Consider the following 25,325-nt stretch of genomic DNA (forward strand, 5'->3'; position numbering starts at 1 on the left):
TCAGCGTCAGCGTTCGAGGTATTGCAGCTTGTCGGCGCTACCGTCCCACTGTTCCGCCTCGGGCAGAGGGTCCTTCTTCTCGCTGATGTTGGGCCAAACTTCGGAAAGCTCGGCATTCAGCTCGGTGAAGTCCTTCTGACCCTCCGGAAGTTCATCCTCCGAATATATCGCTTCGGCCGGACACTCGGGCTCGCACAATGCGCAGTCGATACACTCGTCGGGGTGAATCACCAGAAAGTTTGGCCCTTCGTAGAAGCAGTCCACGGGGCAGACTTCGACGCAGTCGGTGTATTTGCAGCGAATGCAGTTTTCGGTGACGACGAATGTCATGAGGATCTCCTGAATCTCGGTCGCGGCAGCGCCCAAGGGTGACAGTACGGTTATAAACGGGCGGCAATTTATAATGGCATATTCTAATGGCGCCACATTTTAGTCGTGCCCCTGGCGCGTGGGCAAGCGGGCGCCATAAACGTTTTGGAATGGCCTCATAGCCAAACGCACCTTCAGCATTGTTCACGCCACTCATAGAGCAAAGCCATGGCCTGGCGCGGGGATATCTCGTCGAGGTCGAGCTTTTCCAGCGCCTCGATGACCGGATGCGGTGCACTGGCGAAAAGGTCTGCTTGTTGTGGTTTGGGTGCGTCACCCTCGTGCATCCCGCCACGAGTGCCAGCTTGATGGACTTCCTGTTGCTCCAGGGTAGCGAGCTTCTCGCGTGCCCGTGCCACTACGCGGGGCGGCACGCCAGCGAGCTGCGCGACTTGCAGGCCATAGCTCTGGCTTGCGGGCCCTTCCTCGACACGGTGCATGAAAACGATGCCGTCCTGATGTTCGGCGGCCGTCAGATGCACGTTGGCCACGCCGTCGTAGGGCTCCGTTAGAGCGGTCATCTCGAAGTAGTGCGTGGCAAAGAGCGTGAAGGCGCGTCGCTCGACCAGGTGCTCAGCGCTGGCCCAGGCCAGCGAGAGGCCATCGAAGGTGCTGGTGCCGCGACCGATCTCGTCCATCAGTACCAGGCTGTGCTCGGTGGCGTTATGCAGGATGGTCGCGGTTTCGGTCATCTCCACCATGAAGGTAGAGCGACCGCCGGCCAGGTCGTCGCTGGAGCCGATACGCGTGAAGATGCGATCCACGGGGCCGATCTCGGCCTCGTCGGCGGGCACGCAGCTCCCGGTATGCGCGAGCAACGCTATCAAAGCCGCCTGGCGCATGTAGGTAGACTTCCCGCCCATGTTGGGGCCGGTGATGACCAGCAAGCGCCGCGTTTCGTCGAGCATCAGATCGTTGGGCACGAATGGGTGGTCGCTGACGTGCTCGACCACGGGATGGCGCCCGCCACGAATGCGCAGGCCGGGCTGATCGCTCAGATGGGGGCGTACGAAATCCAGCGCCAGGGCGCGTTCGGCGAAACATGCCAGTACGTCGAGGGTCGCCAAGGCGCGAGCCGTGCCCTGCAGTGCTTGAAGGTCGACGTTGAGCGTTTCCAGCAAGCCGTCGTAGAGCAGCTTTCGCGGGCTAGTGAGCGCGACTTGGCTGACAGTGCCTTGTCCTCGAACTCCTTGAGTTCGGGGATGATGAAGCGTTCGGCATTTTTCAGCGTCTGGCGACGAATGTATTCGGCCGGGGCCTCGCGGGCCTGGGCGCGCGGAATCTCGATGAAGTAACCGTGGACACGGTTGTAGCCGACCTTGAGGCTGGCCAGGCCGGTGCGCTCGCGCTCGCGCGTCTCGAGTTCGACCAGGTAGTCACCGGCATGCTCGGCCAGGCCGCGGTATTCGTCGAGTTCCTCGTCGAAACCTGCGGCGATTACGCCACCGTCGCGGATCACCACGGGCGGGTTGTCGACCAGTGCCTGGGTCAGCGTCTCGGCAAGCTCGGGGTACGGCTGGATATGGCGCTTGAGCTCGTCGATGGCCGTGCCGTCGTCGAGCTCAGCGAGATCACGCTCCAGCGCAGGTAGGGCGTTGAGGGCATCGCGCAGGCGTGCCAGGTCACGTGGGCGAGCGCTGTAGAGAGCCACTCGAGCGAGGATGCGCTCGATGTCACCGATCGCCTTGAGTGGCTCGCGCAGGGCCGTATAACGGTCGTCGTCGATGAGACTCTGCACTGCTGCCTGACGCGCCTGGACCTGGGCGGTATCGCGCAGTGGCCGGTTGAGCCAGCGCTTCAACTGACGCGAGCCCATGGCCGTGGCGGTGGTGTCCAACACGCTGGCCAGCGTGTTCTCGAAGCCGCCGCCGAGGTTGATATCGATCTCGAGATTGCGACGACTGGCGGCGTCGATCACCACCGCCTCGTCGCGGGTCTCCACGGCGATGCCGGTGACGTGGGGCAGTCGCGAGCGCTGAGTGTCGCGGGCGTAGTCGATGAGCACGCCAGCGGCGGTCAGGGCGGTGGTGAGATGCGCGCAGCCGAAGCCGCGCAAGTCGGCGACGCCGAATTGATCGCACAGCAAGCGTTGAGCGCTCTCCAAATCGAACAGCCAGTCGCCCTGACGGCGAAAGCCGGGACGTTCGGCGAGAGCAGGAGGCAACGAGAGGCTCTCCGCGGCGAGCAACTCGGCGGGGTCGAGGCGCTGGATCTCGGACAGCAGGTCGCTTTCACCGTCCACCTCGAGGACACTGAAATGGCCGCTTGAAAGCTCTAGCCAGGCCATGCCCCAGCGTTCGCCATGAGGATGCACGGCAAGCACGAGGTTGTCGCGGCGCGCGTCGAGCAAGGCTTCGTCGTGCAGGGTGCCGGGCGTGACGATACGCACGACCTGACGATCCACGGGGCCCTTGGCCGTGCTGGGGTCGCTCATCTGCTCGCAGATGGCCACTGATTCTCCGGACTTGACCAGCCGCGCCAGATAACCTTCGGCACTATGATAGGGCACACCGGCCATGGGAATCGGCTTGCCCGCCGATTGGCCGCGTTGGGTCAGAGTGATGTCGAGCAATTTTGCGGCGCGCTTGGCGTCGTCATAAAACAGCTCGTAGAAATCGCCCATGCGATAGAAGAGCAGCACCTCGGGATGCTCGCGCTTGATCTTCAGGTACTGGACCATCATCGGGGTATGCTGGGCAGAGGCCTGGCTCATGCGAATCCTTGTCGTGCCGGTGGCTGATGTTGCCAAGTGGAATAAGGCGACGCCGTGCTGGATGCGCCTGCAAACGTTCGCCAAAGGCTCTATTCTACGCATTCGGGTGGGCGGCGTCAGTGGCATGCCGCTTGAGATGGCAACCGGGAGACACGACATGGCGGTGACGCTGACAACATGGCAGGCCTATTCGCTCGAGGCATTGGCCGAGCGCCTGGGGCGTGCCTGTCTCGCGGCGAATGCCAGCGTGACGGCGGCGGAGTCCTGCACCGGTGGTGGCGTGGCCAGTGCGATTACCGACATCGCTGGCAGTTCCGCGTATTTCGAGACCGGTTACGTGACCTATGCCAATGGTGCCAAGCAGCGGCTATTGGGGGTGCGTGACGCGACTCTTGCCGAGCACGGAGCGGTCAGTGCCGAAACCGTGGGTGAGATGGTGGCGGGCGCATGTCGCGACAGTGGTGCCACACTGGGGGTGGCGATCAGCGGGGTCGCGGGCCCCGGTGGTGGCAGCGCCGCCAAGCCCGTGGGCACGGTATGGTTCGCCTGGGGCGACGTGCGAGCGCAAGAGAGCGAGTGCCATCATCTGCCGGGCACGCGTGACGTCGTACGTGGACAAGCGGTACGCGTGGCGCTGATCGGCTTGATCGACAGGCTTGAGAAGAGGGTATCGCCAACGTGATATCGGGTAAGAAACAGAGGTAGGCGGCGAGGAATTTTTTCGTCATACTACTGTCTAGTCATACAGTGTTTTGCGGTCGGCGACGACATGCGTCAGCGCCACCGTGCGAGCTTCGACGTCCTTCGATAGGAGACCTTCATGGCACAGGACGACAACCGTTCCAAGGCGCTCAACGCAGCGCTTTCCCAGATCGAGCGCCAGTTCGGCAAGGGCGCCGTGATGCGTCTTGGCGATACGCCGCGCGTAGCGACTCCGGCCATATCCACCGGGTCGCTGGGGCTGGATATCGCGCTTGGCGTGGGCGGCTTGCCGCTGGGTCGCGTGGTCGAGATCTTCGGCCCCGAATCCTCGGGCAAGACCACGATGACGCTATCGGTGATTGCCCAGGCACAGAAACAAGGCAAGACCTGTGCCTTCGTTGATGCCGAGCACGCGCTGGACCCTAGCTACGCCGAAAAGCTGGGTATCAACCTCGACGATCTGCTGGTCTCGCAGCCGGATACCGGCGAACAGGCGCTGGAAATCTGCGACATGCTGGTACGCTCCGGCGGCGTCGACGTCATTGTCGTCGATTCGGTCGCGGCCCTCACGCCGCGTGCGGAAATCGAGGGCGAAATGGGCGATGCCCACGTCGGTCTACAGGCCAGGTTGATGTCCCAGGCGTTGCGCAAGATCACCGGCAACATCAAGAACGCCAACTGCATGGTGATGTTCGTCAATCAGATCCGCATGAAGATCGGCGTGATGTTCGGGAGTCCTGAGACCACCACCGGCGGCAACGCGCTGAAGTTCTACTCCAGCGTACGTCTCGATATCCGCCGTACTGGCTCGGTGAAGCAGGGCGACGAGGTGACCGGTAACGAAACCCGCGTCAAGGTCGTCAAGAACAAGGTGGCGCCGCCGTTCCGCCAGGCCGAGTTCCAGATCCTCTATGGCAAGGGTATCTACCATGCCGGCGAGGTCATCGATCTCGGGGTACAGCAAGGCTTGGTCGACAAGGCGGGTGCCTGGTACAGCTATCAGGGCAGCAAGATCGGTCAAGGCAAGGCCAACGCCGCTCAGTTCCTCGAGGACAACCCGGCGATCATGGACGAGATCGAAGGCGAGATTCGCGCACGATTGCTGTCCGCGCCCAAGGCGGAGGACGACAAGCCGGAGGAAGGCGCGAGCGAAGATAAGGCCGCTGCGACCCAGGACGACGGCAATCTGCTGTAAGCATGGATAAGCAAGAGACGACACCTCGCGACGATGCCATCCGCCTGCTGGCGCGTCGCGATTACTCGCGGGCTGAGCTGGTGTCGCGGCTGACGACGCGTGGGCATGAGCGCGCCGATATCGCGTTGGCGCTGGATGGCCTGGCCGAAGAGGGCTTGCAGTCCGACGCGCGTTTCGCCGAGCAGTTCGTGCGTTCGCGTTTGTCCCGTGGCCAAGGGGCAATGAAGATTCGCGCCGAATTGAGTTCGCGTGGTGTCACCGACGAGCTAGTGGGTGAGGCGCTCGAAAGTGAGGCCCCCAATTGGCATCGCCTGGCGTGTGAGGCATTGGCCAAGCGCTTCGACTCACCCGGCCGCGAGCCGCGAGAACGCGCCAAGCGCGAGCGGTTTCTGGCTTCACGTGGGTTCGATTTCGACCAGGTGCGTCATGCCATGGCGCATGCTTGGGATATGGATTATTAGCGCGCATATCATCTTGCGTGTGCCTGCCGCCGGCTTGCCGGCACCTCTTTAGTCCCCCGCCGAACGCGTTATACTAGTGCGCCTTGCGATGGTTCGGGGCGACTCGTTTTCCGTCATTCGCCGACTTTCGCGTTTCTCGCCCACCGCTTGTCCGGTCGGGCCGCGCGTGCCCGCAGCGCCTAACGCACACCGCCACGGAATTTCTATGAAAAGCGCAGACATCAGACAAGCCTTTCTGACGTTCTTCGAGGAGCACGGCCATACCATCGTGCCGTCGAGCTCGCTCGTGCCCGGCAACGACCCGACGTTGCTGTTCACCAATGCCGGCATGGTGCCGTTCAAGGACGTCTTCCTGGGACGCGATCCGCGCCCCTACGTACGTGCCACCTCCCCACAGCGTTGCGTGCGTGCCGGGGGCAAGCACAACGATCTGGATAACGTCGGCTATACCGCGCGCCACCATACGTTCTTCGAGATGCTGGGCAACTTCAGCTTCGGTGATTACTTCAAGCGCGATGCCATTCGCTTTGCCTGGACGTTTCTGACCGAACGGCTGGGCTTGCCTGCCGAAAAGCTGTGGGTCACCGTTCACGTCAGCGACGACGAAGCCGAACGTATCTGGAAGGATGAAATCGGCATCGACCCGGCGCGCTTCTCCAAGCTCGACGAGGACAACTTCTGGCAGATGGGCGATACCGGCCCCTGTGGTCCGTCCTCGGAGATCTTCTACGATCATGGGCCCGAGGTCGCGGGTGGTCCGCCGGGAAGCCCCGATGAGGACGGCGATCGCTACATCGAGATCTGGAACCTGGTGTTCATGCAGTTCGATCGTGACAGCGGCGGGACACTGAATCCGCTGCCCAAGCCTTCCATCGATACCGGCATGGGCCTTGAGCGCGTCGCGGCGGTCATGCAGGGCGTGCATTCCAATTACGAGATCGATCTGTTCCGAAATCTGCTCGATGCCGCGGCACAAGCGACGGGCTACGCGGACACCAGCGCGCCGTCACTGCGCGTGATCGCCGATCATATCCGTTCCTGCGCTTTCTTGATCACCGACGACGTATTGCCGTCCAACGAAGGGCGCGGTTACGTGTTGCGGCGCATCATCCGTCGCGCCATCCGCCACGGTCATAAGCTCGGTACGCGCGAGCCGTTCTTCCATAAGCTGGTGGCAGCGCTGGATGCCGAAATGGGCGACGCCTATCCGGAACTGCGCAATACTCGCACCCAGATCGAGAAAGTGCTGCTCAAGGAAGAAGAGCAATTTGCGCGCACGCTGGATCATGGCATGGGCCTGCTGGCGGAAGCGTTGGATACGCTCGAAGGCGACGTATTGCCGGGTGAGACGGTGTTCAAGCTCTACGATACCTATGGTTTTCCGTTCGATTTGACGGCGGATGTCTGCCGCGAGCGTGGCGTGACGCCGGACGAGGTCGGCTTCCAGCGTGAGCTCGAGGCGCAACGCGAGCGTGCCCGCGCGGCCAGTCAATTCGGCGCCGATTACACGGCGGCTTTGGAGCTTGAAGGCGAAACGGCCTTCACCGGCTATGACCGCCTGGAAGACGAAGCGTGTGTCACCGCCTTGGTGGATCATGAGGGCAATGCGCTGGCGGCACTCGAGGCTGGCCAGCGGGGCGTCGTGGTGCTGGATCGTACGCCGTTCTATGGCGAGTCGGGCGGGCAGGCCGGCGACACCGGTTACTTGAACGCCAATGGCATGCGTTTCCAGGTGACCGATACTCAGAAGCAGGGCGGACATCATCTACATCATGGCGTGCTCATCGAGGGTCGGCTCGAGGTGGGTGATAGCGTCACGCCACAGGTCGATGCCAGCCTGCGGGCATCGACCATGCGCAATCATTCGGCGACGCATCTACTGCATGAAGCGCTCAAACAAGTATTGGGCGAGCACGTACAGCAGAAGGGCTCGTTGGTGACGGCGGAGCGCCTGCGCTTCGACTTCAGTCACTTCGAGGCGATGACGCCGGCGCAGCTCGATGAGGTCGAGCGCATCGTCAATGCTCAGATTCTGGCTAACGCTGACACGCGAACCGAACAAATGACGCTTGACGAGGCCAAGGCGAAAGGCGCTGCAGCGCTCTTTGAGGCCAAGTACGCCGATAATGTACGTGTACTGACCATTGGCGCCGATGATTTCTCCATCGAGCTGTGTGGTGGTACGCACGTGGCGCGTAGTGGCGATATCGGCTGTTTCCACATTCTCAGCGAGACGGGGGTCGCCGCGGGCGTGCGACGCGTCGAGGCCGTTACCGGTGAAGGTGCCCTGGCATACTTCCGCGATCAGGAAGCCAAGGTCACGCGTGTTGCCGAGCAGCTCAAGGCCAAGCCCGAGCAGGTGGAGTCACGTCTCGAAGCGACGCTCGAGCGCAATCGTAGCCTGGAGAAAGAGCTCGAGCGGCTCAAGGCCAAGTTGGCGAGTGCCGCGAGTGGCGACATGCTGGCCGAGGTGCGCGAGGTGGCGGGTGTTAAATTGCTCGCCAAGCAGGTCGAGGGCGTCGGTGGCAAGGAGCTGCGCGGCCTGCTCGATCAGCTTAAGAACAAGCTGGGCTCGGGCGTCATCGTGCTGGGCGTGGCCGGCGACGAAAAAGTCAGCTTGATCGCCGGCGTGACCGATGACCTCACCGCGCGCCTCAAGGCTGGTGACCTGGTCAAGCATGTCGCCGAGCAGGTCGGCGGTAAAGGCGGTGGCCGGGCCGACATGGCGCAGGCAGGAGGATCGCGGCCGCAGGCATTGCCTGATGCCTTGGCGAGTGTGCCGAGTTGGGTCGAGGCTCGGCTCGGCGAGTGAGATCGTGAAAAGGGTCGTGCGCATGGCGCCGGCCCTTTTCTTCATTCATGCTTGGGAAAACCACCACGGATAGGCAGCTATGGCGCTATACGTACAGAAGTTCGGGGGGACCTCGGTGGGCTCGGTGGAGCGCATCAAGGCCGTCGCCGAAAAAGTGAAGCGATTCCGCGACGAAGGCCATCAAGTGGTCGTCGTGGTGTCGGCAATGAGCGGGGAAACCAACCGGCTGATCGATCTGGCGAGCCAGATCAACGATGAGCCCACGCCGCGCGAGATGGATATGCTGGTGTCCACCGGCGAGCAGGTCACCAGCTCGCTGCTGGCCATGGCCTTGCATAAGCTGGATGTGGCGGCGACGTCCTATACCGGCGGTCAGGTCGGCATCCAGACTGACAGTGCCTACACCAGGGCGCGTATCCAGCGTATCGAGACCGACGACATTCAGGCCGATCTCGACGACGGTCAGGTCGTGGTCGTGGCCGGTTTCCAGGGTGTCGACGACGAGGGCAACATCACCACGTTGGGACGCGGCGGTTCGGATACCACCGGCGTGGCCCTAGCGGCGGCGCTCAAGGCCGATGAATGCCAGATCTACACCGATGTGGATGGCGTTTATACCACCGATCCGCGGGTCTGCTCCAAGGCACAACGCCTGTCCTCCATCACCGTCGAGGAAATGCTCGAGCTGGCCAGCCTTGGCTCCAAGGTATTGCAGATTCGCGCCGTCGAATTTGCAGGTAAATACAACGTACCGCTGCGTGTGCTGTCCAGTTTCGAAGACGGCCCCGGTACCCTGATCGTCGCTGAAGAAGAAGAGGCCTCCATGGAAGAACCGCTGATCTCCGGTATTGCCTTCACCTCCAGTGAAGCCAAGCTGACGTTGCTCAACACCCCCGATGTGCCGGGCGTGGCGTCCAAGATCCTGGGGCCCATCGCCGATGCCAACATCGAAATCGACATGATCGTGCAAAACGTGGCCCCGGCCGGTGATTACACCGACTTCACGTTTACCGTGGCCAAGAGCGATTTCAAACAGACGCGAAGCATCCTGCAGGATCAGGTGATCCCGGCGCTGGGCGGTGGTGAACTGCGCGGCGACGAGAATATCGCCAAGGTCTCGCTGGTCGGTGTGGGCATGCGCTCGCATGCCGGGGTGGCGTCCAAGATGTTCCGCGTTCTGGCTGACGAAAACATCAACATTCGCATGGTCTCCACCTCGGAAATCAAGATTTCCGTGGTCATCGACGAGAAGCAGATGGAGCTGGCCGTGCGTGCGCTGCACTCCGCCTTCGGCCTCGATAAAGACAGTATACAAGGCGAATAATCAAAGAAATTTGGCCTTCCTGGCCTATCGGCTTCTACGCTGAGGGTGGCGTCAGGACGACGCCGGAAGGCCAGATGCGGCCTTTCATTCAGCGCATCCGTGGATGCAAAGCACGCGCCATTGGCTCTCGGGGGCTGTATGACGCATAATTTGCCCTCGTACTGTCGCTTGGCGGTGCATGCATCCCGTTGGAAGAAAGCCTGAGAAGGAGATCAGACATGCTCATCCTGACCCGTCGCGTCGGTGAAACACTCATGATCGGCGACGATATCACCGTTACAGTCCTGGGAGTGAAAGGCAATCAGGTCCGTATCGGTGTCAATGCGCCCAAGGACGTAGCCGTACATCGCGAAGAGATCTACCAGCGTATTCAGCGCGAGAAGACCGATAGCGAAGACGGCGGTTCAAACGTTTGAAGTGACGCATGCGTGGGACCGTCTGGGCTGGTGAAGTCGTCCCCTTTATCGGCTCGGGCTTTTGGATCAGGCATGCTTTCTGGATCGAGCAGTTTGACTCGCACGCAGTACGGCAAGCGAGTCTCCCGCCAGGCAAGTAGTGACGGTATGGGTTGATATTAAAAGATTTTCAATCCGCCCTAGACAAGACCCCAGTATAATCGGTAACATACGCGCCGTGTTGATGAGGGAGAGATGGCCGAGTGGCTGAAGGCGCTCCCCTGCTAAGGGAGTATGGGGTTTGTAGCCCCATCGAGGGTTCGAATCCCTCTCTCTCCGCCACTCAACCGGATGCATTGCATCGAAGTATTGCGCCCGTAGCTCAGCTGGATAGAGTACCTGACTACGAATCAGGTGGTCGGAGGTTCGAATCCTCCCGGGCGCACCACTTTAATAGCGTGAGTAAGTCACGTGGCGATGCATGTGCGAGAGCCGTTGCTCTCGATACAGCGCGAAACACGGCAGCTGGTCGTGCGTTGTGCAAAGCGCCCGTAGCTCAGCTGGATAGAGTACCTGACTACGAATCAGGTGGTCGGAGGTTCGAATCCTCCCGGGCGCACCAAATATCAAGCCCGTCCCTCCGGGGGCGGGCTTTTTCGTCTATGTCAACGATTCCCCTTCCTTGACGGCGAACCTGTGGTTTGCAGGTAAGCAGTCGTTTCTGGCACGCCTTGCGTGCCATTTTTTCGTCTCGTATTCCTTGATCAATCGCCTGACTTGACGCGGTAGTCGCCCTCGAGCACCTGAGACGCGTGCGTGGCGTCTTGCGCCGGGGCATCCTGGGCACCGTTGCCGCCAGCCGGGCGTGCATGGTCGGCGCGAAACACCTCGGCGCGTTTCTTCATACGGTGGCGCAAGAAGGGCAACATCGCCCAGCCGATGATCAAGAAGAACAGGCCGAGCAGGGTGCCGACGATCATCATGGCGCCAAACAATAACCAAGTGGCGAGCAGCTTGAGCCCGCCAGCGCCCTGTGACGGACGCGCCTGACGCGCCCGCTCTCGCCATTGTTGTGCCGCCTGCCAGGCGGCATTTTGCTGTCGATTAGTCATGTTCCACTCCGGTGACCGTTAGGTCATTGCGCTCGAGGCGAATGTCGATCTCACTATTCTGGGCGTCGTAGCCTTCGATATCTACATGCCCTCTTTCATCGACATCCAATTCGGAAAAGCGTTTCATGCCGGCATTCTGAGCGTTGTCCAGCGCCTGCTGCAGTTCGTCGCTGGTCAGGCTCCAGTCGGGAATGGTGCCCTTGTGGCGTTTCTCGTGCACTAGGCTGCCATCCTCGATAAGCATATCGATATCGAGTTGCCAGCCATCGTCACGCCAGCCTTCCACCTCAAGACGATTACCGTCATCGATGGCGACTTCATCGTAATGGGTGAAGCCATAGGCGTCGGTGTCGTTGAGCAGTGACTCGAGCTTGCCTGGTGATAGGCTGCCATCATCGGCGAGCGCGGCGGTGGAGAGCCCTCCTGTGAGGACCATCGGCATCATCAGCATATGCATCGTCTTCATGATTCACTCCTGGCTTTCGCCTCGAGGTTGGTATGACATACCGCGACTGCGGATAGAGGCACGCTAACGTCGTCTACCTTGCAGTCACCTGAAAACGATGTTCATCTTTCATTCATGTGAACGGGATTTGGGCATGCGCGGCGAACATCATGTCTCCGGCGTGGTAGAGGGTATGGAGTATCTAACTCCTGGGCATTCATGCTGCATTCATGTCGGCTGAGGCAGACTCGTGTCCATGAAACGCTTCAATCGCTGTATCAAAGCGCTGATGCTGGTGGCGGTAGGCATCATGGCCTGCCAGTCGCTGGTCGCGGCCGACGATGACGAATGGCGCTCATTGCACCGAGAGGTGGAAGAGGGGCGTGTGGTGGCACTGCCCAAGGTGCTCGACTGGCTCGAGCACCACTATATCGGTCAAGTGCTAGAGGTAGAGCTCGAGCGTGACGATGGCATGCCGCGCTACGAAATCGACATGATTGGTCCGCAGGGGCAGGTAGTGGAATTCGAATTCGATGCCACGAGCGGGGAAATGATTGGTATCGAAGGGGTCAATATCGATGGGATGGCACGTCAATGAAGGTGTTGCTGGTCGAGGATGATACCGCGCTGGCACAGGCGCTCGGCGAGGCGCTCGGAGAAGCGGGGCTGTTGTGGGAACATGCCGAGACTGGCCACGCGGCCGATTATCTCGTGCGCGTCGAATCCTATGACGCCGTGATACTCGATCTGGGGCTCCCCGATGGTGACGGCACGCGCTGGCTAGCAGCCTGGCGCGAGGATGGAATCGACTTGCCGGTATTAGTGCTCACGGCCCGCGAACGCTGGTCGGATAAGGCGGCAGGCTTTTCCGCCGGCGCCGATGACTACGTCACCAAACCCTTCGAAACCGCCGAGGTGCTGTTTCGTTTACGTGCCCTGGTGCGACGCAGTCATGGCCATGCCCATCCCATACTCAGACTGGGCGAGTTGGCGCTGGATACGCATACCGGCAGCGTCACGCTGGCGGGACGCCCGATCACTTTGACGGCACAGGAATCGCGGCTGCTGGCGTATCTGCTGCATGCCGCACCGCGCATCGTGAGCCGTATCGAGCTGTCTGAGCATGTCTATGATCGCGATCATGAGCCCGACTCCAACGTTATCGACGTGCAGGTAAGTCGCCTGCGCCGCAAGCTCGGCAACCAGCGCATCGTGACCTTGCGCGGGCAGGGGTATCGTCTGGTAGCCCCCGAGGATGAGTAATGAGGCGACGCCCTTGGCGCCAACGTCTCGCTCGTACTTCGATCCGCGCCCGCTTGCTGATCGCCTCGCTCTTGCTGGTCATGGTGGCGCTACCCTTGGCGGGAACGGGGCTTGCTTATAACTTCCGCGATTCCGTCACCACCGCCTTCGACGACCGTCTCGAGTCGCTGCTCAACGTATTGTTGGCCGGTGTGCAAGTCGATGCCCAGAATGAAGAACTGCATATGACACGTTCGCTGGGCGATCCCCGGTTCGAGCGTGTCTTTTCGGGATGGTACTGGCAGGTCAGCGACGACGACGGACAAACGCTGACGTCGCGTTCGTTGTGGGATCAACGGCTACCGATCGATAACGCCACGGGAGTGGCCGTGAGCGAAGTCGAGGGCCCGCGGGGCGACACTCTGCGCGTCGTCGAACGTGACATCCGCCTGCCGGGGCATGCCGAGACACTGCATGTCAGTGTGGCGGCATCACGCGAAGAGCTGGACACCGAAGTGGCGCGCTTCGAGTGGCTGCTGGGGTTGTCGCTGCTGGCGCTGGGCGCCTTGCTGCTGGTCGGGCTGGCGGTACAGATTCGCTGGGGGTTGGCACCGCTGCGTCGCATGCATACCAATCTGCGCGCGGTTGAGTCCGGCGATGCCGACAGCCTCGAGACGCATTTCCTGCCCGACGAGCTGGCTCGCCTGGCACGTGCCATGAACGGCGTGCTGGAGCGTGATAGGCGCCTGATCGAGCGCGGCCGCAATGCCGCTGGCAATCTGGCGCATGCGCTCAAGACCCCAGTCAGCGTGCTCACCACCCTGGCCGAACGCTTCCCGCCCGACACGCGCGACCGTCTGCGCGGCGAGTTGGGGCGCATCGATGACGCCGTACGCCATCATCTTGCCCGGGCCTCGGCGGCCGGCGGGGTCGTTCTCGCCGGCAAGGTGGATGCTGCGCAAACCCTGGCGCCGGTGCTCGAGGGGTTGACGCGAATGGGGCAGCGGCGCGGTATCCAGTTGACCCAGTCGCTGGCCGATGACCTCAAGGTGCGCATGGAGGCTCAGGATCTGCAGGAACTGGTCGGCAACCTTCTGGAAAATGCGCTGCGTTGGGCCGATAGCCAGGTCACCGTGAGCCTTCATCCGCAGGCGGCAGGCGTCGAATTGTTGATCGAGGACGACGGGCCAGGTATGAGCGAAGAGCAGCGCGACGCCGCTCTGGCGCGAGGCTCCCGCCTCGACGAGCGACGCTCCGGTTCGGGGTTGGGTCTGGCCATCGTCGAGGATCTGATGACTCTGTACGGTGGCCAGCTCACGCTGTCACGTGCCTCGCTCGGCGGACTCGCCGCACATGTCTGGCTGCCCGCGTCACCGGTTGCGCCGAGCGGTATCGAGTCCTGATCGTCATCTGGCTCGGTTGCGGCGCGCTCCAGATGGTTGCGTATTGTGTGCGTGATGTGCGATTGCGATGATGCCGGCATTCTCCCTTCCAGCAGGAGCAGCGGCGATGGATAAATACGAACTCAAGCGCGAGCAGGCGGCACGCGCGGCCTGGTTGTCCTATGTGGGAGGGCGTACCCAGGATGAAATCGCCGGCCAGTTGGGCGTCTCGCGCCCCGGAGTCCAACGCCTGTTGGCATTGGCGCGGCAGGAAGGGCTGGTCAAGGTGCACATCGATCATCCCATTTCCGGTTGCATGGCGATGGGTGAAGCGATTCTCACGCATTTCGGGTTGGATTATTGTGACGTAGTACCTAGCGACCCCGATGTGCCGGATAGCAGCCCGCGCTTTCTCGCGCAGGCGGGGGCCGAACGTCTGGCCGGGCTTCTCGATCGCCAGCAAGCGCTGACGCTCTCGCTGGGGACGGGGCGTTCGGTGCGCGCCACGGTGGAAGCCCTGAGTCGTCTGGACCGCTCGCAGCATCGCATCGTCTCGCTGGTGGGCAATGTCGCCCGTGACGGCTCAGCCAACCGCTACGATGGGGTCATGGTGCTGGCCGACAAGACTGGAGCGGAGCGTTTCTTGCTACCGGCGCCGGTGGTCGCCGCTTCGGTGGAAGAAAAAGAAGCGCTGCTGGCTCAGCAGCTCGTGCAGGCGGTGTTCCATATTGCCCGCGAGGCAGAAACCGGGGTCATCGGCATCGGGCGCATCGATCCGCGCGCGACCCTGTTCCAGGATCATTTTATCAGTGAGGCCGAACTCAACGAGCTGCTCGAAGCCGGCGCCGTGGGGGAATTGCTCGGCTGGCCCCTGGATACCCAAGGGCGACTCATCGATTGTCCTATCACGCGCCGGATCACTAGCTTACCGCTATCGGCGCTCGGCGGTCAGCCGTTGATGGGCTTGGCTGGCGGACACGACAAGGGCCCGGCGATTCTGAGTGCCTTGCGGGGTGGCTGGCTCAAAGGGTTGGTCACCGATGAGGCGGCGGCACGCTATATCGTGTCCACATTGGGGGCTGCTTAGGCCAAAGTCTAAGCGTGTGAGGTTTGCTTTTTTTTGCGTTGCAAATGATCATTTGAATACTCAATGAGTAGATTGATCAAAACAAATTCAAGAATCTCCTCTCAGGAGCTCGCCATGTACCTGAAACACGTATTACCCCTGGCCGGTGCCGCGACATTGGCCTCGTTCGCCGCACACGCCGAAACCATCACCGTGGCCACGGTAAACAACAACGACATGATCATCATGCAGGGCCTGACCGACGAATTCGAAAAGGCTCATCCGGATATCGATCTGGAATGGGTGGTGCTCGAGGAAAACGTGCTGCGTCAGCGTCTGACCACTGACATCGCTACCGATGGCGGTCAGTTCGATGTCATGACCGTCGGCACCTATGAAGTGCCGATCTGGGCCAAGCAGGACTGGTTGGTCGAACTCGATGACCTTCCCGAAAGCTATAACGAAGACGACTTGATCAAGCCGATCCGCGACGGCTTGAGCCAAGACGGTTCGCTGTATGCGCTGCCGTTCTACGGCGAGAGCTCGATGATGTATTACCGCACCGATCTCTTCGAAAAAGCCGGCATCGAGATGTCCGATCAACCGACCTGGGACCAGGTTCAGGACTGGGCGAGCCAGATCAACGACCCCGACAACGACGTTTATGGCATCTGCCTGCGTGGCAAGCCGGGCTGGGGCGAGAACATGGCTTTCGTCTCGACATTGGTGAATACCTTCGGCGGCCGTTGGTTCGATGAAGACTGGCATCCGGAAATCAATTCGCCGGAGTGGAAAGAAGCGGTCAGCTTCTATGTCGATCTGATGAATAAATATGGCCCGCCGGGCGCGACCTCCAACGGCTTCAACGAGAACCAGGCGCTGTTCTCCAGCGGCAAGTGCGGTATGTGGGTCGATGCCACCTCGGCTGCCGGCAAGTTTTATGATGCCGATGAGTCGCAGGTAGCTGACAAGTTGGGCTTCGCTCCCGCACCGATCGCCAAGACCCCGAAGGGTTCCAACTGGCTATGGTCGTGGACGCTGGCGATTCCCACTTCGTCGGATTCCAAGGACGCCGCCAAGACCTTCATCACCTGGGCGACCTCGCAGGAATACATCGAACTGGTCGGCGAGAAAGAAGGCTGGACCAGCGTGCCCCCGGGCACTCGTGAGTCGACCTACGAGAATCCCAAGTATCAAGAAGCCGCGCCGTTCGCCGATTTCGTGCTGAACGCCATCCAGACTGCCGATCCGACCGACTCGACGCTCAAGCCGAGCCCGTATATCGGCGTGCAGACTGTCAATATTCCCGAGTTCCAGTCGGTGGGTACCCAGGTCGGCCAGATGATCGGCGCCGCGCTTTCCGGCGAGCAGTCGGTCGATGCCGCCCTCGATCAGGCCCAGCGCTCGGTCGAACGTACCATGCGTCAGGCTGGCTACTACGACTAACCCGTAGCATCCCACGTCGGCCGGATCGTCATGATCCGGCCGCATTTCCCGACTCGTTTCCTTCAGTGGGGCACTCCCATGCGCGAGAGAACGTCTGGACGAACCGTCGGCGGCTTCCGCAATCTGTTCCTGCAGGGCCCGGCGGTCACCTTGCTGCTGTTATGGATGCTGGTGCCGCTGGGCATGACCCTATGGTTCTCCTTCCAGCGCTATAACCTGATCAATCCCATGATCTCCGGCTTCGCCGGCTGGGACAATTACACTTATTTGCTCACCGACCCGGCCTTGTGGACGGCGATGGGCAATACCCTGTTGCTGGTCGGCTGGGTGCTGGCGATCAGCGTGATCGGCGGTACGCTGCTGGCGGTACTCTTCCAGCAGGAATTCTTCGGCCGTGGCATCGCCCGGCTACTGGTGATCGCACCGTTTTTCGTCATGCCCACCGTCGGTGCATTGGTGTGGAAAAACATGCTGATGCACCCGGTCAACGGCGTGTTCGCCTGGCTGAGCAATCTGCTAGGGCTGCCGGTGATCGACTGGTTCTCGTCGATGCCGTTGACCTCGATCATCATCATCGTTTCCTGGCAGTGGATGCCTTTCGCGCTGTTGATACTGCTCACCGCCATCCAGTCGCTGGACGACGACCAAGTCGAGGCGGCCCGCATGGACGGCGCCGGGCCATTGGCGATCTTCTGGTTCATCACCCTGCCGCACCTGAAGCGCGCGATCAGTGTGGTGATCATGATCGAGATGATCTTCCTGCTGACCATCTTCGCCGAGATTTTCGTTACCACCTCGGGCGGTCCGGGACTGGCTTCGACCAACCTGGCCTATTTCATCTATATCCGCGCGCTGTTGGATTTCGACGTGGGCGGCGCCTCGGCCGGCGGTGTCATCGCCATCATTCTGGCCAACATCGTGGCGATCTTCTTGATCCGCACCGTAGCCAAGAATCTCGAGACCTGAGGCGAGGAGCACTGCATGAACCCTACGATGACCAAAAAACTGCTGCTCACGCTACTTGCCTGGGGCATCGCGCTGATCGTGTTCTTCCCGATCTTCTGGATGATACTGACCGGCTTCAAGACCGAGGGCGAGGCGGTCGCGACACCGCCCAGCCTGTTCTTCGAGCCGACTCTGGCGGGGTACCACACCGTCATGGCACGCGCCGACTACTTGAAGTTCGCCCTGAACAGCATCGTGATTTCGTTCGGCTCGACGCTGTTGGCGTTGATCGTGGCGATCCCCGCGGCCTACTCGATGGCCTTTCTGCCGACCAAGCGCACCCAGGGCACGCTGTTGTGGATGCTGTCCACCAAGATGCTACCGCCAGTGGGCGTGCTGATGCCGGTTTATCTGTTGTTCCGCGACATGGGGCTGCTCGACTCGCAGCTTGGGCTGACCATCGTTTACATGCTGATGAACCTGCCGATCGTGGTGTGGATGCTTTACACCTTCTTCAAGGATATTCCCAAGGACATCCTCGAGGCGGGGCGCATGGACGGAGCCGGCACCGTGCAGGAAGTGCTCTACCTGCTGTTGCCGCTGACCCTGCCGGGGATCGCCTCCACCGGGCTATTGTCGGTGATCCTGAGCTGGAACGAGGCATTTTGGAGCCTCAATCTGACGACTTCGGATGCCGCCCCGCTGACCGCTTTCATCGCCTCCTTCTCGAGTCCCGAAGGGCTGTTCTGGGCCAAGTTGTCCGCCGCCTCGACGCTGGCCATCGCGCCGATCCTGATCTTCGGTTGGATGACCCAGAAACAGATGGTGCGTGGTCTCACCTTCGGCGCCGTCAAATAAGGAATTCGCCATGGCAACGCTACAACTCAACAACATCGTCAAGGACTTCGGCGGCACTCAGGTCATCAAGGGCGTCGACCTCGAGGTCAAGGACCGTGAATTCGTGGTCTTCGTCGGCCCCTCGGGCTGCGGCAAGTCGACCCTGATGCGGATGATCGCGGGGCTCGAGAGTACCACCAGCGGTGAGATCGCCATCGATGGCGAGCGTATCAACGAGGTCGGGCCCGCCGACCGCGGCCTGGCGATGGTCTTCCAGAGCTATGCGCTCTACCCGCACATGAGCGTCGAGGACAACATGGGCTTCAGCCTGCGCCTGGCCAAGGTGCCCAAGGCCGAGCGCCGCGAGAAGGTCCTCTCCGCCGCGCGCATCCTGCAGCTCGAGCCGCTGCTCGACCGCAAGCCTCGCGCGCTGTCCGGCGGTCAGCGCCAGCGCGTGGCCATCGGCCGGGCGATCGTGCGCAATCCGAGTATCTTCCTGTTCGACGAACCGCTGTCGAACCTCGATGCGGCGCTGCGCGTGCAGATGCGCATCGAGCTGGCCCGGCTGCACGAGGAACTCGACGCGACGATGATCTACGTCACTCACGACCAGATCGAGGCCATGACCATGGCCGACAAGATCGTCGTGCTGCAGGACGGCTTGGTCGAGCAGATCGGTTCGCCGATGGCGCTCTATCACCACCCGTGCAACCGCTTCGTGGCCGGCTTCATCGGCTCACCGAAGATGAATTTCCTCGACGTCGAGGTCCGCGAGGCAAGTAGTGAAGGCATCAACGTGGCGCTACCTGGCGGTGACTGCCGGGTGCCGGTCGATGGTCGTGGCGTCAGCGCCGGCGACACGCTGACGCTGGGCATCCGCCCCGAGCACTTGAAGCTCGATGACGAGGGCCCGCTGACCGGCAAGATTGTGGTCATCGAGCGTCTCGGTGGAGTCACCTCGCTGTATCTCGAGCACGGTGACAGCGAGTGGATTCTGGTGGCCGACGGCGATGTTGCTCACCGGGTGCACGACCAAGTGCGTTTTTCCTTCGACCCAACCTGTGGCCATCTCTTCAAGGGCGATGGCGAGGCGCTGGACCATCTACATCGCCATCCGCTGGTCGATATCGACCGCAAGCAAAATCGCGTGTCCTCCGCCCCGGGCGACCAATGATGGAGTCGTCCATGGAGATGCTGATCTTCGATTGCGATGGCGTGCTTGTCGATAGCGAGGCCATTGCCGAATCGGTGCTACACGAGTGTCTGACGGCTTGGTTGCCCGACTTGGCTATCGGCGACGAGCTGCGCCATGCGCTAGGCATGACCACTCAGGCGATTCTCGACCACCTTGCCGCCCACAGTGTCCATGACTTGCCTGAGGACGCCCTGGCGCGCATCGATACGGCGATCGAGCAGCGTCTGGGCGATGAACTCGAGGCGATGGTTGGCGTGGCAGCGGCCATCGAGGCGCTCGATTTGCCACTGGCGGTCGTCTCTAACAGCCGTCGCCGCCGTGTCATCGACTCGCTGGCCAACACCGGGCTCGATGCACTGCTCGGCAAGGCACCGTTGTTCACTGCCGAGCAAGTGGCCCTACCCAAGCCAGCGCCGGACGTCTACCGGCTGGCGGCGGAGAGCCTCGGAATCAAGCCTGAGGCCTGTCTGGTCATCGAGGACAGCGTGTCCGGCACCCGTGCGGCCTGTGCCGCTGGTATGACGGTGATCGGCTTTACAGGCGCTAGTCATATCGAACCCGGTCACGAGGCGCGGCTGCGTGATGCCGGCGCCTGGCAGGTTCTCATGCAGATGGCGGAACTCGGCGCGTTGGTGCAACGCTGGCGTGTCGAGCGACGGGACGTGCGCTAGACGGCCGCGTGTTGTGTCTCCCAACTTCTTCCGGACAAGGAATCACGGTGATGAAACTCGAAAAGCGTACCGCAGTGGTGACTGGAGGGGCGCGCGGTATCGGTCTGGCGATCGTCACACGCTATTTGGCAGAGGGGGCTCGGGTGGCGATCGCCGACATCGACATCGAAGCCGCCGAGCGGGCAGTAGCCGACATCCAGGCTGACTCGCGTGATGCGCCGGTGATGGCGGTGCGTCTCGATGTGGCCGACGCCGCTTCTCGCCAGTCGATGATCGAGGCCGTCGAGGCGCGCTTCGGCGGCATCGATATCCTGGTCAACAATGCTGCCGTGTTCGACATGGCGCCGATCCTCGAGGTCAGTGAGGCCAGCTACGACCGGCAGTTCGGCATCAACGTCAAGGGCACCTTCTTCACCCTTCAGGCCGTGGCGGCGCACATGGTCGCGCGCGGGAAGGGCGGCAAGATCATCAACATGGCCTCCCAGGCCGGGCGCCGCGGCGAGCCGCTGGTCAGCATGTACTGTGCCTCCAAGGCGGCGGTGATCAGCCTCACCCAGTCATGCGGGCTCAGCCTGATAAAGCAGGGAATCAACGTCAACGGCATCGCCCCGGGCGTGGTCGACACGCCGATGTGGGACGAAGTCGATGCACTGTTCGCGCGTTTTGAAAACCGCCCGCCCGGCGAGAAGAAGCGTCTGGTCGGCGAGGAAGTGCCTTATGGGCGCATGGGGCTTCCCGAGGATCATACGGGCGCGGCGGTATTCCTGGCCTCGGGTGACAGCGACTACGTGGTGGCACAGACGCTGAACGTCGATGGCGGCAACTGGATGAGCTGACCGCGGGCGGCACGCTGGCATTTTCACGCTGATATTCGACACTCGCTCGGCCCAAGGATTCTTTCCATGACTGAACTGACCAACGCTACCCTGGCGCGTCTCGATGCCGCCGTCGCCACGCCGGGCTATGATCGCTCACAGCTCACACCGGGCATCGTCCATATCGGCGTGGGCGGTTTCCATCGCGCTCATCAGGCGATGTATCTCGATGCTCTTATGAATCGGGACGAGGCGCTCGATTGGGCCATCGTCGGCGTCGGTGTCATGCCCGGCGATACGCGTATGCGCGATGCCCTGGCGGCGCAGGATCATCTCTACACGCTGGTGGTCAAGCACCCCGATGGCCGCTACGAGCCGCGGGTGATCGGCTCGCTCATCGATTACCTCTACGCGCCCGACGATCCCGAGGCGGTCATCGAGGCCATGAGCGATCCCGCGATTCGCATCGTCTCCCTGACGGTGACCGAAGGGGGGTACAACATCGATCCCGCCAATGGCGAATACGATCTCACGACACCGGACGTGCGCCATGACCTGGACTCGCCCGAGGTGCCACGTACCACCTTCGGGCTGGTCATCGCGGCGCTCAAGCGGCGTCGTGAACGGAGTATCGCGCCGTTCACGGTGATGTCCTGCGACAACATCGAAGGCAATGGCGATGTCGCCCGCACCATGTTCACCGCTCATGCGCGTGCACTGGACGGCGAACTGGGTAGTTGGGTCGAGACCGAGGTCTGCTTCCCCAATGCCATGGTCGATCGCATCACGCCGGTGACGACGCCGGATGATATCGCCGCGCTCGCTGAGCGTTTCGACGTCGAGGACCAGTGGCCGGTGGTCTGCGAACCCTTTACTCAATGGGTGCTCGAGGATCATTTCTCGCTCGGCCGACCGCCCTACGAACGGGTCGGCGTGCAGATGGTCGAGGATGTCGTGCCCTATGAGCTGATGAAGCTGCGCCTGCTCAACGCCAGCCATCAGGCGCTGACTTATTTCGGTTATCTTGCCGGTTACCGCTACGCTCATGAGGTGTGCCAGGATCCGCTATTCGTCGATTTCCTGCTCGATTACATGCAACTCGAGGCCACGCCGACCCTATCGCCGGTGCCGGGCGTCGACCTGGCCGACTACCAACAGACGCTGATCGAGCGTTTCGCCAACCCTGAAATCAAGGACACTCTGGCGCGGCTGTGTGCCGAGAGTTCCGACCGCATTCCAAAGTGGTTGTTGCCGGTGATTCGCGAGCAACTCGCGCGGGGTGGCGATATCCACCGCAGTGCTGCTGTGGTTGCCAGTTGGGCACGCTATGCTGAAGGGAGCGACGAACAAGGCCAGCCGATCGAGGTCGTCGACCGTCTCAAGGAGCGCTTGATGGCGGTCGCCGGCGACAATCGCGACGCTCCAACGGCGTTCATCGAGCAGCACGCCTTGTTCGGCGACCTGGCGGATGACGCGCGTTTCCGCGACGCTTATCAGCAGGCGCTTGCCTCCTTGCATGCTGATGGAGCACGCGCGACATTGCATGCCTTGGTCGAGGGTCGTATGTCGTAACGTGGCCAAGGGGCGGATACTCGATACCCCGTCATAGTCGGGGAATGCGCTGCAGCCGAAGGAGAGAGCATGTACGTTGGCGTGGATTGTGGAACGCAGAGCACCAAGGTCGTGGTGGTCGATATCGAGCATGCGGCGATTCTGGGTGAGGCCAGCCGCCCGCATCATTTGATCGAAGGTGATAACGGCAAGCGCGAACAGGACGTGAGTGAATGGGTCGCGGCCTTGACCGAGGCGTTCCACGAAGCGGTGAGCGAGGCGCGGATCGATGCGCGCGACATCCGTGCCATCGGTGTCTCGGGGCAGCAGCACGGCATGGTCGCGTTGGATGCCGACGGGCAACCGCTGCATCCCGCGAAATTGTGGTGCGATACCGAAACGGCGCTTCACAACGAGACGCTGATCGAGCGCTTGGGCGGTCGAGAAGGCTGCCTGGACAAGCTGGGATTGGTGCTTCAAACCGGCTATACGGCCTCGAAAGTCGCCTGGTTGCGCGATACACACCCGGACGCTTACCGGCGTATCGCCACGTTGCTGTTACCCCACGATTACTTGAATTTCTGGCTGACCGGCGAGCGCGTTGCCGAGTGCGGCGATGCCTCCGGCACCGGGTACTTCGATACCCGCACGCGCAGCTGGCGTCATGACGTGTTCCAGGCCATGGCGCCCGAACTCTCGCCGGAGGCGGTACTGCCGCGTTTGATCGACTCTCACGCCCCAGTGGGAACGGTACGTCCCGAGGTCGCGCGCTTGCTGGGCATCGGCGATGACGTACTGGTGTCCAGTGGCGGCGGCGACAACATGATGGCAGCCATCGGCACTGGCAACATCGCGCCCGGCATGGTGACTTTGAGCCTGGGCACGTCGGGAACTGTGTACGCTCATTCGGCCGCGCCGATGGAGGCCGAGGACGCACAGGTTGCCAATTTCTGCGCCAGTCACGGCGGCTGGTTACCGCTTATCTGCACCATGAACGTGACCTCAGCGACAACCAAGGTCCGTGAGCTTTTCGGTTTAGATCTGGTGACCTTCGGAGAGCGAGTGGCCAGAGCCCCGCTGGGCGCCGAGGGCGTCATGGCGTTGCCATTTTTCAATGGCGAGCGCGTGCCGGCACTACCACATGCCACCGCCAGCTTCGAGGGGATGACGAGCCTCAATACGACAGCGGACAATCTATGTCGTGCGGTGGTCGAAGGGACGACGTTCGGGCTACGCTATGGGTTCGAACGCTTGGGCGAGCTGGCATCGCAGGCTAGCCAGGTCCGTCTGGTCGGCGGTGGCGCCAAGAGTGCCGTCTGGCGCCAAATTGTCGCCGATGTGCTGGATGTCGACGTGATCTGCCCACGTATTACCGAAGCTGCCGCCCTGGGCGGGGCGATTCAGGCCGCATGGTGCGATACCCTGGCGCGTGGGCGGGGTGAGTCGTTGGCGGCACTGACCGAACAGCTCGTCGAGGTGGATCTCGATACCCTGACCCGTCCGCGTGGCGAACCGGTGCGCCGTTATCAGGAACTCTACCAGCGTTACCGTCAGGCACTGGCCGAACGCTACGACGTCGCGCCATGAGACGCGACCCATGACCCTTTTCGTTACAGGATATTTGCCATGACGCAACTCGAGGCTCTCAAGCAACTTTCGATGGTGGTCGCCGATACCGGCGATCTCGAGGCGATCAAGCGCTATCAGCCGCACGATGCCACGACAAATCCCTCGCTGATCCTCAAGGCCTTCGAGCTGCCCGGCTATCAAGCGCTGATCGACGAGACGCTGGCGCAGGTCAAGACCGATATCGCCGACCCCGAGGCCCGTGTCGACGAAGCGGTGGATCGTTTATCCGTCGCCATGGGTAGCGAGATCACGCAACTGATTCCGGGACGTGTGTCCACGGAAGTGGCCGCCAAGCTGTCCTTCGACCGCGAGGCGAGCATCAAGAAGGCGCATCGCCTCATCGAGCTTTACGAGCAGCGCGGCATTGGCCGCGAACGCGTGCTGATCAAGCTGGCCTCCACCTGGGAGGGCATCCGCGCCGCCGAGCAGCTCGAGAAGGAAGGCATTCAGTGCAATCTGACGCTGCTGTTCTCCAAGGCGCAGGCCCGTGCCTGCTTCGACGCCGGAGTATATCTCATCTCGCCCTTCGTAGGCCGCGTCACTGACTGGTACAAGCAGAAAACCGGGCAGGAGTACGCACCGGAAGAAGACCCGGGCGTGGTGTTCGTGCGCGAGGTATGCGACATCGCCAGCCGCTACCGCTATGACACCGTGGTCATGGGGGCCAGCTTCCGGACCAAGGGTCAGATCCTGGGGCTGGCCGGCTGCAATCGCCTGACCATTTCGCCGGCACTGCTCGAGGAACTCGAGAGTCAGGAAGGCGAGATCGAGCGCAAGATCAGCGATGTCGGGGACGCCAGCGAACGTCTCACGCCATTGAATGAAACCGAGTTCCGCTGGGGGCTCAATCAGGATGCCATGGCCACCGAGAAGCTCGCCGAGGGCATTCGCCGTTTCGCCGACGATCAGGCGACGCTGGAGGAGAAACTCGCCACGCGGCTGGGATAATACGCGCGTAGCGCTCCGCGATACCGCGAGTGCCAATGCAAGAAGGCCGGCGAATGCCGGCCTTTTACGT

Annotated in this window: 22 protein-coding genes, 3 tRNA genes and 1 pseudogene; 22 read left to right on the forward strand and 4 right to left on the reverse strand. The window is 61.8% G+C overall.

Going from position 1 to position 25,325, the window contains the following annotated elements; all coding sequences use genetic code 11:
- Positions 1-6 precede the first annotated feature (6 nt).
- Together fdxA and mutS are read right to left on the reverse strand one after the other, a co-directional pair.
- A complete protein-coding gene (gene fdxA / locus L1075_RS07405; protein WP_246941208.1) occupies positions 7-330 on the reverse strand; it encodes a ferredoxin FdxA in 324 nt (107 codons plus the stop codon).
- 173 nt (positions 331-503) lie between these two features.
- Positions 504-3,082, reverse strand: a pseudogene (gene mutS / locus L1075_RS07410) (DNA mismatch repair protein MutS).
- A gap of 157 nt (positions 3,083-3,239) precedes the next feature.
- Here mutS and L1075_RS07415 point away from each other — a divergent pair.
- The 9 genes from L1075_RS07415 to L1075_RS07455 all read left to right on the forward strand — a co-directional run bounded on the left by L1075_RS07415 (position 3,240) and on the right by L1075_RS07455 (position 10,593).
- Entirely contained in the window at positions 3,240-3,764 is a 525-nt protein-coding gene (locus L1075_RS07415; protein ID WP_246894024.1) for a CinA family protein, read from the forward strand.
- 138 nt (positions 3,765-3,902) lie between these two features.
- Positions 3,903-4,979, forward strand: a complete 1,077-nt coding sequence (recA, locus tag L1075_RS07420) for a recombinase RecA (protein WP_040239627.1) — start codon at positions 3,903-3,905, stop codon at positions 4,977-4,979.
- Between the two features lie 2 nt (positions 4,980-4,981).
- Positions 4,982-5,440, forward strand: coding sequence for a regulatory protein RecX (locus L1075_RS07425; protein ID WP_040239629.1), 459 nt, complete (start codon positions 4,982-4,984; stop codon positions 5,438-5,440).
- 205 nt (positions 5,441-5,645) lie between these two features.
- On the forward strand, positions 5,646-8,252 hold the full coding sequence (gene alaS / locus L1075_RS07430; protein WP_075370050.1) for an alanine--tRNA ligase: 2,607 nt from the start codon (positions 5,646-5,648) through the stop codon (positions 8,250-8,252).
- A gap of 79 nt (positions 8,253-8,331) precedes the next feature.
- The gene (locus tag L1075_RS07435) at positions 8,332-9,576 is read left to right on the forward strand and encodes an aspartate kinase (RefSeq protein WP_075370051.1); all 1,245 of its coding nucleotides are present in this window, start codon (positions 8,332-8,334) and stop codon (positions 9,574-9,576) included.
- A 218-nt stretch (positions 9,577-9,794) separates the two neighbouring features.
- Positions 9,795-9,992, forward strand: coding sequence for a carbon storage regulator CsrA (gene csrA / locus L1075_RS07440; protein WP_040239634.1), 198 nt, complete (start codon positions 9,795-9,797; stop codon positions 9,990-9,992).
- A 228-nt stretch (positions 9,993-10,220) separates the two neighbouring features.
- Positions 10,221-10,313, forward strand: a tRNA-Ser gene (locus L1075_RS07445).
- Between the two features lie 29 nt (positions 10,314-10,342).
- Positions 10,343-10,419, forward strand: a tRNA-Arg gene (locus L1075_RS07450).
- Between the two features lie 97 nt (positions 10,420-10,516).
- A tRNA-Arg gene (locus L1075_RS07455) sits at positions 10,517-10,593 on the forward strand.
- A 142-nt stretch (positions 10,594-10,735) separates the two neighbouring features.
- Here the strand turns inward: L1075_RS07455 and L1075_RS07460 are convergent.
- Positions 10,736-11,083, reverse strand: a complete 348-nt coding sequence (locus tag L1075_RS07460) for a hypothetical protein (RefSeq protein WP_246941210.1) — start codon at positions 11,081-11,083, stop codon at positions 10,736-10,738.
- Complete coding sequence (locus L1075_RS07465) at positions 11,076-11,549, reverse strand: PepSY domain-containing protein (RefSeq protein WP_246941212.1); 474 nt, start codon at positions 11,547-11,549, stop codon at positions 11,076-11,078. Before L1075_RS07465 ends, L1075_RS07460 begins: the two co-directional genes overlap by 8 nt.
- A 235-nt stretch (positions 11,550-11,784) precedes the next feature.
- Between L1075_RS07465 and L1075_RS07470 the strand changes: the two genes are divergently transcribed.
- From L1075_RS07470 to tal, 13 genes are all read left to right on the forward strand, one after another.
- Entirely contained in the window at positions 11,785-12,126 is a 342-nt protein-coding gene (locus L1075_RS07470) for a PepSY domain-containing protein (protein ID WP_075369446.1), read from the forward strand.
- Positions 12,123-12,791: a winged helix-turn-helix domain-containing protein gene (locus L1075_RS07475; protein ID WP_246941214.1), complete on the forward strand. Its 669-nt coding sequence runs from the start codon at positions 12,123-12,125 to the stop codon at positions 12,789-12,791. Before L1075_RS07470 ends, L1075_RS07475 begins: the two co-directional genes overlap by 4 nt.
- Positions 12,791-14,173, forward strand: a complete 1,383-nt coding sequence (locus tag L1075_RS07480) for a sensor histidine kinase (RefSeq protein ID WP_246941216.1) — start codon at positions 12,791-12,793, stop codon at positions 14,171-14,173. Before L1075_RS07475 ends, L1075_RS07480 begins: the two co-directional genes overlap by 1 nt.
- A 106-nt stretch (positions 14,174-14,279) precedes the next feature.
- The gene (locus L1075_RS07485) at positions 14,280-15,239 is read left to right on the forward strand and encodes a sugar-binding transcriptional regulator (RefSeq protein ID WP_040239644.1); all 960 of its coding nucleotides are present in this window, start codon (positions 14,280-14,282) and stop codon (positions 15,237-15,239) included.
- A gap of 114 nt (positions 15,240-15,353) precedes the next feature.
- On the forward strand, positions 15,354-16,664 hold the full coding sequence (locus L1075_RS07490; RefSeq protein ID WP_040239645.1) for an ABC transporter substrate-binding protein: 1,311 nt from the start codon (positions 15,354-15,356) through the stop codon (positions 16,662-16,664).
- A gap of 78 nt (positions 16,665-16,742) precedes the next feature.
- Positions 16,743-17,630 (forward strand): carbohydrate ABC transporter permease, encoded by an 888-nt coding sequence (locus L1075_RS07495; RefSeq protein WP_040239646.1) that lies wholly within the window; start codon positions 16,743-16,745, stop codon positions 17,628-17,630.
- A 15-nt stretch (positions 17,631-17,645) separates the two neighbouring features.
- On the forward strand, positions 17,646-18,467 hold the full coding sequence (locus L1075_RS07500) for a carbohydrate ABC transporter permease (protein WP_040239650.1): 822 nt from the start codon (positions 17,646-17,648) through the stop codon (positions 18,465-18,467).
- A 10-nt stretch (positions 18,468-18,477) separates the two neighbouring features.
- Positions 18,478-19,620, forward strand: coding sequence for an ABC transporter ATP-binding protein (locus L1075_RS07505; RefSeq protein WP_040239651.1), 1,143 nt, complete (start codon positions 18,478-18,480; stop codon positions 19,618-19,620).
- Positions 19,621-19,631: 11 nt separating this feature from the next.
- Positions 19,632-20,312, forward strand: coding sequence for an HAD family hydrolase (locus tag L1075_RS07510; RefSeq protein ID WP_040239653.1), 681 nt, complete (start codon positions 19,632-19,634; stop codon positions 20,310-20,312).
- A 50-nt stretch (positions 20,313-20,362) separates the two neighbouring features.
- On the forward strand, positions 20,363-21,148 hold the full coding sequence (locus L1075_RS07515; RefSeq protein WP_246941218.1) for an L-iditol 2-dehydrogenase: 786 nt from the start codon (positions 20,363-20,365) through the stop codon (positions 21,146-21,148).
- A gap of 66 nt (positions 21,149-21,214) precedes the next feature.
- Positions 21,215-22,699, forward strand: a complete 1,485-nt coding sequence (locus L1075_RS07520) for a mannitol dehydrogenase family protein (RefSeq protein ID WP_246941220.1) — start codon at positions 21,215-21,217, stop codon at positions 22,697-22,699.
- A 69-nt stretch (positions 22,700-22,768) separates the two neighbouring features.
- The gene (gene xylB, locus L1075_RS07525) at positions 22,769-24,265 is read left to right on the forward strand and encodes a xylulokinase (RefSeq protein WP_246941222.1); all 1,497 of its coding nucleotides are present in this window, start codon (positions 22,769-22,771) and stop codon (positions 24,263-24,265) included.
- Positions 24,266-24,304: 39 nt separating this feature from the next.
- Positions 24,305-25,255, forward strand: a complete 951-nt coding sequence (tal, locus tag L1075_RS07530; RefSeq protein WP_246941224.1) for a transaldolase — start codon at positions 24,305-24,307, stop codon at positions 25,253-25,255.
- Positions 25,256-25,325 lie beyond the last annotated feature (70 nt).

Origin of the sequence: Chromohalobacter beijerinckii (genome assembly GCF_023061185.1) — a bacterium.
In the GTDB taxonomy this organism is placed as follows: Bacteria; Pseudomonadota; Gammaproteobacteria; order Pseudomonadales; family Halomonadaceae; genus Chromohalobacter; species Chromohalobacter beijerinckii.

Excerpts from the sequence above, each read along its gene's own strand:
- L1075_RS07425 (WP_040239629.1), top strand. The coding sequence starts at position 4,982 with ATGGATAAGCAAGAGACGACACCTCGCGACGATGCCATCCGCCTGCTG.
- xylB (WP_246941222.1), top strand. The coding sequence starts at position 22,769 with ATGTACGTTGGCGTGGATTGTGGAACGCAGAGCACCAAGGTCGTGGTG.
- L1075_RS07435 (WP_075370051.1), top strand. The coding sequence starts at position 8,332 with ATGGCGCTATACGTACAGAAGTTCGGGGGGACCTCGGTGGGCTCGGTG.
- csrA (WP_040239634.1), top strand. The coding sequence starts at position 9,795 with ATGCTCATCCTGACCCGTCGCGTCGGTGAAACACTCATGATCGGCGAC.
- L1075_RS07415 (WP_246894024.1), top strand. The coding sequence starts at position 3,240 with ATGGCGGTGACGCTGACAACATGGCAGGCCTATTCGCTCGAGGCATTG.
- L1075_RS07480 (WP_246941216.1), top strand. The coding sequence starts at position 12,791 with ATGAGGCGACGCCCTTGGCGCCAACGTCTCGCTCGTACTTCGATCCGC.
- L1075_RS07475 (WP_246941214.1), top strand. The coding sequence starts at position 12,123 with ATGAAGGTGTTGCTGGTCGAGGATGATACCGCGCTGGCACAGGCGCTC.
- L1075_RS07520 (WP_246941220.1), top strand. The coding sequence starts at position 21,215 with ATGACTGAACTGACCAACGCTACCCTGGCGCGTCTCGATGCCGCCGTC.
- L1075_RS07485 (WP_040239644.1), top strand. The coding sequence starts at position 14,280 with ATGGATAAATACGAACTCAAGCGCGAGCAGGCGGCACGCGCGGCCTGG.
- L1075_RS07470 (WP_075369446.1), top strand. The coding sequence starts at position 11,785 with ATGAAACGCTTCAATCGCTGTATCAAAGCGCTGATGCTGGTGGCGGTA.
- L1075_RS07465 (WP_246941212.1), bottom strand. The coding sequence starts at position 11,549 with ATGAAGACGATGCATATGCTGATGATGCCGATGGTCCTCACAGGAGGG.
- fdxA (WP_246941208.1), bottom strand. The coding sequence starts at position 330 with ATGACATTCGTCGTCACCGAAAACTGCATTCGCTGCAAATACACCGAC.
- alaS (WP_075370050.1), top strand. The coding sequence starts at position 5,646 with ATGAAAAGCGCAGACATCAGACAAGCCTTTCTGACGTTCTTCGAGGAG.
- L1075_RS07515 (WP_246941218.1), top strand. The coding sequence starts at position 20,363 with ATGAAACTCGAAAAGCGTACCGCAGTGGTGACTGGAGGGGCGCGCGGT.
- L1075_RS07495 (WP_040239646.1), top strand. The coding sequence starts at position 16,743 with ATGCGCGAGAGAACGTCTGGACGAACCGTCGGCGGCTTCCGCAATCTG.
- L1075_RS07510 (WP_040239653.1), top strand. The coding sequence starts at position 19,632 with ATGGAGATGCTGATCTTCGATTGCGATGGCGTGCTTGTCGATAGCGAG.
- L1075_RS07505 (WP_040239651.1), top strand. The coding sequence starts at position 18,478 with ATGGCAACGCTACAACTCAACAACATCGTCAAGGACTTCGGCGGCACT.
- tal (WP_246941224.1), top strand. The coding sequence starts at position 24,305 with ATGACGCAACTCGAGGCTCTCAAGCAACTTTCGATGGTGGTCGCCGAT.
- recA (WP_040239627.1), top strand. The coding sequence starts at position 3,903 with ATGGCACAGGACGACAACCGTTCCAAGGCGCTCAACGCAGCGCTTTCC.
- L1075_RS07490 (WP_040239645.1), top strand. The coding sequence starts at position 15,354 with ATGTACCTGAAACACGTATTACCCCTGGCCGGTGCCGCGACATTGGCC.
- L1075_RS07500 (WP_040239650.1), top strand. The coding sequence starts at position 17,646 with ATGAACCCTACGATGACCAAAAAACTGCTGCTCACGCTACTTGCCTGG.
- L1075_RS07460 (WP_246941210.1), bottom strand. The coding sequence starts at position 11,083 with ATGACTAATCGACAGCAAAATGCCGCCTGGCAGGCGGCACAACAATGG.